Consider the following 10,668-nt stretch of genomic DNA (forward strand, 5'->3'; position numbering starts at 1 on the left):
CCCCCATTTCGCCGCCAGCGGTAAGTACAGTGAACCCACTCGCGTTTTGCACAACGCTAAGTGCACGGGCCATTTTCTGATTGGCGAGCTTTTCCGCCCCCATTGCCAGTGCTTTGTCGCGAATGTCTGCGCCATCGCTGCCTTTCAGGCCCACGCTGCCGCCAATACCGGCATAGGGATTGATGACGACACCAAGTCGGAATGTGTTATTCATCAGGATACACCTCATCCAGCCACTGTGTGGTGAGTTTCGGACCGTTAAACTCAGCGCGAAGCGCGTCAATAAACATCTGGGCCCGTTTGGGAAAACCCGTTTGCAGGTAGGTTACGAGTTGCGCCCTTACCCGCCGGGTAAATCCGTGACGGTCTGGCTCCACCCCGTTCAGGTTATCGGTACTGACCTGAAAACGGCGGTTTGCGGCTATGGTCATGGCCCATTCTAACGCCTGGGGTTTCACTTCTACCTGCTCAAATTCACGTTGTTGTTTTTCATTGCGGCCATCGGGGCAATACCAATAGCCATAGTCTTCCAACTGCCGGCGTGCTTCCCCGGCAACACACCAGTGTGCTACCTCGTGTAGCGCACTGGAGAAATAACCGTGCGCAAAAACAATCTGATGATACTCGCACAGTGCCTTGTTGGCAGAATTGAGGGCTGCACAGGGACGACCAACGGGCAAGTACACTGGTTCATCACCGCCTAGTACCAGCTTGGTTGCGTAAGCGTCGGAAAACGTGTCATTAAAGAGCTTAATAAGCACGGGCACCTGCTGATCTGCATCAGTGTGCGGCGTCTCATCGAATTGTAATTCACACGCGGTATTCATGTCGCTGACTAAGGTGTACTGCCGGGATAAAATGTGCCGCGGAGGATACCAAATACAGCGCCCTGCCACCAGATTGTATTGCTGCATGAAGCCAGATATCATGGCCTTCCCCTGTAAATGAAAGGTGATAGTACGTGGTAGAGTCCTTAATTGCCCATCTCCGCCAGGTTAATGCCAGACGGCAACTGGCACAGCAAATAGGCATTCTGGAGGACATTCAGGCTGTACAACGCTGGCAGTGCAAGCGACTGCTGACCACGCATGCCCATATGGCCGACCAGGCTGAATACCACGATGCGATTACCTTTTTTGTAGATGAGCTTTACGGTCCAAAAGATTTTAGTCAGCGCGACGCAGACTTAATTCGCGTGATCCCAAAGCTCGCCAAAGCCTTACCGAACAAGGCAATGGTGGCGCTGGATAAAGCGCTAATGCTCAATGCCCTGTCGTTTGAACTGGATATGGCGATAGCCCAGCAGTTAAATGACGAACCGCTTAACCGCGACAGCTACGCAGCTGCGTATCGCACGGTTGGCAGAGCCGAAGACCGGGCTACGCAAATTGCTATTGTGGCTTCGTTAGGAGAACAATTGGCTGACGTGGTAAAAATCCCCGGCATTGGATTGATTATAAAACTGTCGCGTCGCCCCGCCAAAATGGCAGGATTACTGGCCTTACACGACTTCCTCTACCGCGGCTTTAGCGCGTTTAAAGGGCTGGGAGATGTAAGTGCGTTTATCGAACCTGTGATTGCGGCAGAATCTGAATTAAACGACGCTTTACTCGACGAGCGCGTAAACTTAACCACGGATAACCCTTTACCCGATGTCTGATTCTTCGCCCTGGCAGTACCCCGCCCCGTTTGTTGTGTCCTGGAAAATTCAGGAACAAGACATAGACCATTATCAACATGTTAATAACGTGGCTTACCTGAGCCAACAGGAAAACGTCGCATGGCAGCACTCGCAGTCACTGGGGCTGAGTTTTGAGGACTATAAAGCCCTGGACCGGGCCATGGTGATTGTGCGCCACGAGCTGGACTATGTTAAACCGGCTTTTCGCGAAGATGAGCTACTGTGTGCGACCTGGATTGTGGCCTGTGATGGGCGTTTACAGCTGACCCGGGAATTCCAGTACATACGAGCGAACACAGGCGAAACCCTGTACCGTGGCAAAACCCGATTTATCTGTGTTAAGTTATCCTCAGGTCAGCCGGCAAGAATGCCGCGCCCCTTTGCAGAGGTTTACCAGGGAGCGGTTATCCCAGCCACACAAGGACAGTAATTTACTATGTCTCGTTACGCTCAGTTAGTCACGCTTGCGTTGCTGTGTTCAGTTGCACTCAATGGCTATTTATTGCTGGATAACATCGAATCGGCCGACGCCGCTTTTGCTGAGCGAGAACGTGCGCTTGAGACTCCAGAGTCCTTTGCTGAGCAACGCCGGGCAACGGCGCCGCAAACAACACTGAGTCAGCAATCAGGCACGTCAAACAACCTCGACTCGCAAGGTAGTTCGTCAGTATCCGATACTGCAACCACTGCAGTAATGACTGAATTAAACAGTGAGTCAATTAGTCAGGCAAGAGCATGGTTAGCAGCCGGTGAATACGGCCACGTCGAGGCGTTTATACAGCGCATGAGTCGGGACCACTTCGACAATCCGGACTTATTACTTCTGGAAGCGGACTGGTTGCTGGCAACACAACCGTTGTCTCTGGCACTGACGCACTTTTACGGCCTGCTGGATGATGACGTGTTACCCGCCGACCAACAGGAAGTACTGTCAACCCGCGTTGAAAGTCTGCGAGACGAAGCTATTCGCGCACTCTACGAAGGGCACGAGTGGGATATGTTGGCGCAGTTTATCGAGCCGTTGTTTCAGCTATTTCCGACCGACCGTTCGCTGATTTTACTGCTGGCCGAATCCTACGCTCAGCAACAAAAGTACATTCTGATGGAAGATACGCTCGCCAGTTTACCGCCAGACCACCCTGGCGCTGAGAAGCTGCGCAGTCGCATGCAAACCGCGCAAACCGAGAACAATAATGAAGACACTTTTGACAATAGTCTGCCCGACAAAACACTCACTTCTCGGGTAAGCCTGGAAAAATATGGCGAACACTACCTGGTAGATGTGAATATGCAGGGTACAGACACCAAACTGCTATTGGATACTGGCGCCAGCAGTACCGCCATTAATCGCGATGTTTATCGCCGGCTTCAACGCTTTAACCGGTTGCAAATGCTAGGTTTGTTTGACGTAAATACAGCGGGAGGCCCTATTCGTGCACCGTTGGTCAGAATAGAGTCGCTAACACTCGGCCCCTACACGCTAAAAGATGTAGGTGTGTTGGTTTTACCGCGCACCTTTTCAGGTAACAACGACGGATTATTGGGGATGAACGTACTTAAACAATTTCGTTTCCAGCTCGATCAGGACAAAGCCGAACTCGTATTGGCAGCCAGGAATTAACGGTATTTCCTGACTGCCCGTTATGGCGTTGCTAGAGTTTTAACGCGACCTTAGTGCCCTGTGCAATCGCACGTTTGGCATCCAGTTCCAGCGCTTCATCAGCACCACCAATCAAATGGTGGGGAACAGACAGCCCTTCGACCAGTGCGCGCTGCGGCTCTTGCCCGGCACAGATGATCACGTTATCGACATCGAGCAGCTTTTGCTCACCGTCGACGGTAATGTACAAGCCTGCATCATCAATTTTGTCGTACTGCACGCCCGGGATCATTTGCACTCCTTTCATTTGCAATCCTAAACGGTGCGCCCAACCCGTAGTTTTACCCAAGCCAGCCCCAACTTTTGAAGACTTGCGTTGTAGCAATACAATCTGCCGAGGTGATGGTTCTGGTTGTGGCTTCATGCCCTCAACCCCACCACGCGCCTCCAGAGTCATATCAATCCCCCACTCGCGCATAAAGGCTTCAATATCCTGGCTAGGTACAGATTTGCCGTGGCTTAGGTACTCTGCAGTATCAAAGCCAATACCACCAGCACCAATAATAGCCACTTTGCCACCTACCGGCTTTTTATCGCGCAGTACGTCCAGGTATGTCAGCACTTTGCTGTGCTCAATACCTTCGATGGCCGGCGTCCGCGGCACAATACCGGTGGCCAGCAGCACAACATCAAACCCGCCTTCGTTCAGTGTTTCTGCGGTAACCGGCGTATTCAATCGTACATCGACCCCCAGCAACTCGAGTTGTTTGCCAAAGTAACGCAAGGTCTCGTTAAACTCTTCTTTACCCGGAATTTGGCGCGCAATATTAAATTGCCCACCGATTTTATCGGCGGCATCAAACAACACCACTTTGTGTCCGCGCTGCGCGGCCGTCGTGGCTGCCGCTAATCCTGCAGGACCAGCACCAACAACGGCAATGGTTTTTACCGCTTCAGCAGGCTTCATAGTGATCATTAATTCATGGCACGCATACGGGTTTACCAGACAGCTGGTTAATTTACCGTTGAATACGTGATCCAGACACGCCTGATTACAACCAATACAGGTGTTAATCTCATCTGCGCGTTGTTGCTCGGCTTTAATTACAAAATCAGGGTCCGCCAGGAACGGACGCGCCATCGACACCATATCGGCATCGCCACGAGCAATAACCGACTCCGCCACGTCGGGCATATTAATTCTGTTTGAGGTAATCACCGGAATAGACAGATGTTTGCGGAATTTGGCGGTTACCCAGGTAAACGCCGCGCGCGGCACCTTGGTGGCGATGGTGGGAATTCGTGCCTCATGCCAGCCAATGCCGGTGTTAATGATAGTCGCACCCGCCGTTTCGATGGCTTTGCCTAATGTCAGGATCTCATCGTAGCTGGAGCCCCCCTCAACAAGGTCCAACATAGACAAGCGATAGATAATAATGAAGTCTTCGCCCACGGCTTCGCGAACGCGGCGCACGACTTCCACTGGCAAACGCATGCGGTTTGCATAATCGCCGCCCCACTCGTCGTCCCGATGGTTGGTGCGGGCAGCAATAAACTGGTTCAGGAAATAGCCTTCTGAGCCCATGATTTCAACGCCGTCGTAACCAGCGCGCTGAGCCTGCGTAGCGGCAAACACAAAGTCATCGATTTGCTTTTCAATTTCGTCGTTCGTCAGCGCTTTCGGTTTGAACGGGTTAATGGGCGCTTGCAGTGCAGACGGAGCGACCAGTTTTGGGTTGTAGGCATAACGGCCGGTATGCAGGATCTGCATACAAATCTTGCCGCCATTGGCGTGCACGGCATCGGTTACCTGCTTGTGATTAGCTACCGCTTCATCACTGTCGAGGCGTTTGGTCTCGGCGTGGGTTGCCCCTTCGTCATTCGGCCCAATACCGCCGGTTACGATAAGTGCGACTCCACCGGCTGCGCGAGCGCCGTAAAATGCCGCCATGTGGGCATGACCGCCCGGCATTTCTTCAAGGCCGGTGTGCATGGAGCCCATCAGGATCCGGTTTTTAAGTTGAGTAAAGCCTAAATCTAACGGCTCGAACAGATGTGGGTACAGCGGGTGTTTTTCTACCGCAGTTGCCTGAGTCATGGGTGCCCTCTTTTATTGTTTTCTTTTAAAACTAAACAGTGTCAAGATAGGCTTATAATTTGACACTGTCAAGATTAACATTATGCTAGCAGCAAGAACGCTTATTACGGGATAATTCATGCAGCAGACCACCGGGCGTGGCAATCAGACGTATCACCATGGTGACCTGCGCGCCGCACTACTTGAAGCAGCCGCGCAACGTATTGAATCACAAGGCGTTGATGCCCTTTCATTGCGCAAGCTTGCCGACGACGTGGGCGTGTCTCGTTCTGCGTTGTATCACCATTTTCGCGACAAAAACGCGTTGTTAAACGCAGTAGCCGCGCGGGGATTCGAGCAGTGGATAGCGATTTCAAAAGCCAGGGCCAACTCGCCTGACATGACACCCGAGGAACGCTTAGGTCAGTTTGTGCATGGCTACATCCACTGGTCGGCCAGCAACCCTCAGTTATACGATTTGATGTTTGGCCACCCTATCTGGAAAACGGGTCAGGCTGACGATCAACTGAAAGAAATCGCTTATCCCGCATTTCAGTTTATGCTCAATAAAATCACCCAGTGGCAACAGGAAGGCATTATTGCTCAGTCAATGCCTGCACTGCGACAAACGCAGGTCATCTGGGCGACCTTACACGGACTTGCACGGCTGATTATTGATGGTGTCTATGCCGATTCAGAGCACATCGACGATATGTGTGATTGCACGGTTGCCATGTTATTGAAGCGGGGCTAGGTCCCGCTTCCAGGCAATTACTCTTGCGCCTGACGAATCCATTCCGCCGCCCGCTCGGCGATCATAATGGTTGGTGCGTTGGTATTTCCCCCAACCAGATCCGGCATTACCGACGCGTCCACGACCCTGAGCCCAGCAATATTTCGTACTCTGAGCTGTGTATCTACCACCGCCATAGGGTCGTCATCGGCCCCCATTTTACAAGTGCCAACCGGGTGATAAATACTTTCGGCCTGCTCGCGAATGAATCCGGCGATCTCGTCATCGTTGCCAAAGTCCACTTCGCCGACAGCCGGTTTGCCTTTGAATTTGCTGAACGCTTTGCTGTCTAAAATGGCTTTAGCTTGTTTAACGCCGTCTACCATCACTTTAATATCGTCTTCATGAGACAAGTAATTTGGCTCAATGGCCGGATGATCTGCAGGATGATTGCTTTGCAGACGAATTTCACCGCGGCTTTTAGGGTAAAGATTGCACACGTGTACCCCATACCCGTAACCGAAGGAAAACTGTCGACCGTGGTCCTCGAGGATGGCTGGCAAAAAGTGATATTGAATATCGGGGAAGTCGCCCGCCATGCAGGACTTAACAAAGCCACCGGCTTCAGCCACATTGGAAGAAAAGATATCGTCGCGCTTGAAGGCATAACGGAAAGTCGCGCGGATGTACTGAGGCAATGCACCAAATGCAATCGCGTAGCCGGTTCGCACTGAGGTTCGGTATTGCACAATGGCATCGAGATGGTCCTGGAGATTCTGGCCAACGCCGGGCAAATCTTGCTGTACCAGTATGCCCTTATCCTGTAATGCCTGAGCTGGTCCGATACCTGATAGCATCAACAGATGAGGCGAATTTATCGCACCTGCACTTAGCAGTACTTCTTTATTTGCCATTAGGCGGCGCGCTTTCCCTTTCACTCGGGCCTGCACACCAATGGCACGTTGCTGTTTAATCAGTATCCGCTCAGCTAATGCGTGGGTAACCACCGTGAGGTTACCCCGCTTTTTCGCTTCGGTGAGATACCCTTTAGCCGTAGAGCAACGTTGACCACCACGTTGCGTAACGTGATACATGCCGAGACCAACGCGGTCATGACGGTTGAAATCGTGACACTGCGGCAACGAAACGTGTTCAGCCGCCTCGACAAAGGCGTTAGACAATTCAGAGGTATAGCGCAGGTTATCGACTCCCAATGGCCCGCCAACACCGTGAAATTCATCTGCGCCGTTGCAGAAATCTTCAGCTTTTTTGAAGTACGGCAACACACTTTTAAAGTCCCAGCCTGTCGCGCCGTTTGCCGCCCAGCGGTCGTAATCTTCGACCTGACCACGTATGTAGCACATGGCGTTAACGGAGCTTGAGCCCCCCAGTGTTTTCCCCCGGGGCCAGAATAGCTCTCGGTTATTCAAATGGGGCTGAGGCTCAGTATTGTAACCCCAGCCAATATTGTCGAATTGACTTAACAGCGACAAGCCAAACGGAATATGAATAAAAGGGTTTGAGTCGGGACCGCCCGCTTCTAACAAGCATACGCGTACCAGTGGATTCTCTGTTAAGCGAGCCGCTAACACCGCGCCTGCCGAACCTCCACCTACAACAATGTAGTCGTATTGCTCTACCGGGATTTGCATAACCTGTTCCTTGCTAACTCAATAATGACGGGGAAGACACAATGGTCATACCAGTTGAGTAAAGGCTAACGCAATTGCGTTTTAGCTGCAAAGTATTTATGTAAAAAAATAGTTAATCTCAGTCAATAAATCGGTGCATCTAAACAATAGGATTCAAAGGCCAAATGGACGTGATGACAACGGGTTGTATATCAGTACTCGCGCTCCGGCCAATGCGGGATGGTTTTGATCAGGTAGAACTAAAACTAGCTCAGAAGCAGAAACTCATGGTCTGCAGTATCACAAAATGCATCGAATACACGCTGGCGCTGACTGCAATGAGGCACATATGCGCAGCAATGTGACCCGGCAGGCATTTCTTGCAAGTCATACCAAATACCGTTGAGGGCTTCTACGCCATTTGCCAGAAAAGTCTCGCCCCATGACGTGGAATAGATCACTACAACATCTTCCACGGTGGCCTTTAAACGCGACGTGGTGAAGTTAAGTACTACCAGGCAGGCTTCAATTTTCTGTGGTGAAATCAGCGCGGACCGTGGCAATGAGTTTACTTTCACCGGCGGAAACAGATTTACCGCGTGTTTCACGAACTGGTACAGGTCACTTTCAGAAATAGGGTCTGTGTCATAATCCAACAGGATTTCCGAGTTGGCATCGATAACCCGGTTACAAATACACCACAGCATGAGTCTCACCAGACAAGCAGCGTTAGTAATGCGGGTTTTCTCCACACTCTTATTCAGTTTACCCAGTTGATCGCCAGAGTACATGGTCCAAAGCGACGTGCCATTTTTGCGTCGGGTCAGCTTTAAGGTAACCGTAGGGCAATACACCAGCTCATCCATACCGCTGCGCAAAAACTCAATTTTATTCGGCTTTTTGGAGTAAAACGTATCGAGCCTTCTGCCCAAAACGGTCATGTCTTCCTGGCTGACCAATTGATTGTCCTTGGGCATTTTTCCGGACATGCGGCGGTAGCACAGAATCAAAAACTGATGAATTCGGCGGAACAGCTGGATCTTTTCCTGAAATGACCAGTTCTCCAGGTTGTCGAGATGCATCAGGTCATTGCGACTCCAGCCCCAACGTTTAGCGTAGCCAATCATAATACGCCGCTTGAACGAGGCCTCATTGTCTTTCGCGGCTTTGCTGAGCTCGCAATCACACTTAATGTAAAGGCACTGACGAAGCAACAACACAACGTCGTCATCGCCTTTTGCTTCATAGTGCGCAATCACCTGATCAAACATCAGGGCGTACGGGTCTATCGTCGCCACGTTACCCGGTGCTTCATCACCGTTATGCACCCGCTTTTTCAGCAGGTTACACAGGGGTTGTTCGTTCTCGGCATTTTCCAGAAACACTTCCAGCTTGGCCATTTTAATCACAGACTTAAACGAAGAGTCCATGGCCTTACCCAATTGCCAGATTGCGGCACCAAACAGTTCATTTGGATCGAGCCGCTCAATATGCCCCAGATCCATAAACCAATCCGGATCCGGTGAACCGCCCTCTTCCAGATGTTCACGCAGAGCATAATACTGCTGCTGAGTTGTCGATTCCGGCACCAGCCACCAGAATGGGGCTTTTCCCGCCACCAATATATTGGTGGTATAAAACTCGGACTTTAACAGCACCGCCTGTGCTGAGCCCGCGCTTTCACCTTCAGCAATACCAAAATCGTTATTGCGAACTTTGTCTATTTCCGACAAAAAGAAATGTACTTCAATGTTGTACTGATCTTGCACCCACTGTTCTATGGCGGTGAGCTTTTCCTGCAGCAGCGACAACGCTTCAGGGGTATGGGCCTTGCCGTCGACGCATACCCAGTAATCGAAATCCGACTCATCTGATTGAGCTATAGTGCCAATACTCCCCATTAACAATAACGCATCGATTGCACGCTGACGCGGCCAGATCTGCTTGATGTCTTCAATCAATACGTGCTGCATGGGAAAGAAATCCATCAGGGCGTTTTTGATTTCATCGCGGAAAGAAAAATTATTCAGACCAATTGGCACATTGCTATTGCTAACATAGCCGGGGAATTCAGGGTGATTGATATGCAGCAGAAACGGTAGCACCTGAAACAGGGGTTTGTGCTCAGCAGGCAGTAACGCCATAGCCCGCTCAATCCGCGCTTTGTTATACCGCAGTACCCGTAGCAAGCGAATAGTCAGGTTTTGATTCACTGTTAACGATTGCCGCGAAGCCATTAACGCCCTGTCAGAAGTCCTAATACTCCTACAAGAATAACCGGTTTTATCAGGAAGGTGTATGCTACTTATAAATAAATCACTATTCTGAGATGGTGCGAGGCGTTCGGTCTGTTAACATAGCGCTCGCTTCAACGTATTGCAGAACCCCGAAGCAGCTTTCACCCTATGCAGAGGACAGGTAGTTGGCATTATCGCAGTTAAACTGGCAGGACAGGCTTCACGTACTGGTAGGGTATTGTTTACTTAAAACCGGTCGCCTTACCTTTGATGCCTTCACTGAAGCTGAATTAAACGATATCGTTCGCCCCTACTTTCCCATAAAAGTCCCCCTGGAAGTGCCCATCGGCGAAGGCAGTTTTGAGTGCCTGGAATGTCAGTTAACCATGCCGCTCAGCACCAACCGGTTAACGTTACAGTTGTTTTGTTCGGTTGAAATTCGCGCACTGGGTACCACCATTTACCGTGCTCATGTTGCAGTGTCTGTGAGTGCTTTACCTAATTATTTCCCGGCCAGTCGCACCTTGCGATTTACCGATGTGCGGGTCGACGTGGTGCACTTACTCAATGACCGCTACAGTTTGCTAAAAGACACACAGTTCATCATAGATAAACTGTTGCCCGGACCGCTGTCGGGCCTGTCATCTTTGCTAGGACAACCTCTGCGCTCGGCGCTAAGTATTGTCACCGCAGGCTCTACCGAACAAGC

9 protein-coding genes and 1 pseudogene are annotated in these 10,668 nt (G+C 50.9%); 5 read left to right on the plus strand and 5 right to left on the minus strand.

Annotated elements, in window-relative coordinates; all coding sequences use genetic code 11:
• Together AC4MRN_RS15950 and AC4MRN_RS15955 are read right to left on the minus strand one after the other, a co-directional pair.
• Nucleotides 1-214: pseudogene (locus tag AC4MRN_RS15950) on the minus strand (ATP-NAD kinase); the annotation flags it as partial.
• Entirely contained in the window at nt 207-929 is a 723-nt protein-coding gene (locus AC4MRN_RS15955) for an elongation factor P hydroxylase (RefSeq protein WP_491203832.1), read from the minus strand. The pseudogene AC4MRN_RS15950 and the gene AC4MRN_RS15955, both read right to left, overlap by 8 nt.
• A 32-nt stretch (nt 930-961) precedes the next feature.
• Here AC4MRN_RS15955 and AC4MRN_RS15960 point away from each other — a divergent pair, with 32 nt between their 5' ends.
• The 3 genes from AC4MRN_RS15960 to AC4MRN_RS15970 are packed head-to-tail and all read left to right on the plus strand — an operon-like array spanning nt 962 to nt 3,302.
• Nucleotides 962-1,660, plus strand: coding sequence for a DUF8198 family protein (locus AC4MRN_RS15960; protein WP_491203833.1), 699 nt, complete (start codon nt 962-964; stop codon nt 1,658-1,660).
• Nucleotides 1,653-2,111 carry an acyl-CoA thioesterase gene (locus tag AC4MRN_RS15965; RefSeq protein ID WP_370241499.1) on the plus strand — a complete coding sequence of 153 codons (459 nt, stop codon included), beginning with the start codon at nt 1,653-1,655 and terminating at the stop codon, nt 2,109-2,111. Before AC4MRN_RS15960 ends, AC4MRN_RS15965 begins: the two co-directional genes overlap by 8 nt.
• A gap of 6 nt (nt 2,112-2,117) precedes the next feature.
• Nucleotides 2,118-3,302, plus strand: a complete 1,185-nt coding sequence (locus AC4MRN_RS15970; RefSeq protein WP_491203834.1) for a retropepsin-like aspartic protease family protein — start codon at nt 2,118-2,120, stop codon at nt 3,300-3,302.
• A 31-nt stretch (nt 3,303-3,333) separates the two neighbouring features.
• Here AC4MRN_RS15970 and AC4MRN_RS15975 read toward each other — a convergent pair whose 3' ends face one another.
• A complete protein-coding gene (locus AC4MRN_RS15975; RefSeq protein WP_491055190.1) occupies nt 3,334-5,379 on the minus strand; it encodes an oxidoreductase in 2,046 nt (681 codons plus the stop codon).
• Nucleotides 5,380-5,497: 118 nt separating this feature from the next.
• Between AC4MRN_RS15975 and AC4MRN_RS15980 the strand changes: the two genes are divergently transcribed.
• Nucleotides 5,498-6,112: a TetR/AcrR family transcriptional regulator gene (locus AC4MRN_RS15980; protein WP_491203835.1), complete on the plus strand. Its 615-nt coding sequence runs from the start codon at nt 5,498-5,500 to the stop codon at nt 6,110-6,112.
• A gap of 17 nt (nt 6,113-6,129) precedes the next feature.
• Here the strand turns inward: AC4MRN_RS15980 and AC4MRN_RS15985 are convergent, their stop codons facing one another.
• Nucleotides 6,130-7,743, minus strand: coding sequence for a GMC family oxidoreductase (locus tag AC4MRN_RS15985; RefSeq protein WP_491203836.1), 1,614 nt, complete (start codon nt 7,741-7,743; stop codon nt 6,130-6,132).
• Nucleotides 7,744-7,988: 245 nt separating this feature from the next.
• A complete protein-coding gene (locus tag AC4MRN_RS15990; RefSeq protein WP_491203837.1) occupies nt 7,989-9,959 on the minus strand; it encodes a class I adenylate cyclase domain-containing protein in 1,971 nt (656 codons plus the stop codon).
• Between the two features lie 185 nt (nt 9,960-10,144).
• On the opposite strand from AC4MRN_RS15990, the gene AC4MRN_RS15995 reads away from it, so the two are divergent.
• Nucleotides 10,145-10,668, plus strand: a 524-nt coding sequence (locus AC4MRN_RS15995) for a DUF1439 domain-containing protein (protein WP_491203838.1), incomplete at its 3' end; no start/stop codon positions are given.

It is taken from the genome of Marisediminitalea sp. (assembly GCF_984433645.1).